We start from the raw sequence: 309 nt of genomic DNA, 5'->3' as shown, positions 1-309 counted from the left end.
AAGGCGAGGCAGAGATGCGTAGCTGATGGGAAGCAGGTTAATATTCCTGCACCGTCGTATGATGCGATGGGGGGACGGATCGCGGAAGGTTGTCTGACTGTTGGAATAGTCAGTTTCTGCTTCATAGGAGGTACTTAGGCAAATCCGGGTACGTAATCCAAGGGAGTGGGACGAGTGCACTTGTGCACGTAGCAATCGGAAGTGGTTCCAAGAAAAGCCTCTAAGCTTCAGTCATACGAGACCGTACCGCAAACCGACACAGGTGGGCGAGATGAGTATTCTAAGGCGCTTGAGAGAACTCGGGAGAAG

1 rRNA gene is annotated in these 309 nt (G+C 52.1%); it reads left to right on the top strand.

Annotated features, from left to right (window positions below):
* A 23S ribosomal RNA gene (locus tag GTP46_RS30515) occupies window positions 1–309 on the top strand; the annotation flags it as partial.

The sequence above is a fragment of the Duganella flavida genome (assembly GCF_009857445.1).
Taxonomy (GTDB): Bacteria; Pseudomonadota; Gammaproteobacteria; order Burkholderiales; family Burkholderiaceae_D; genus Rugamonas; species Rugamonas flavida.
The sequence above is the reverse complement of the archived record's forward strand: the minus strand, read 5'-3'. Positions and strand labels throughout refer to the sequence as shown.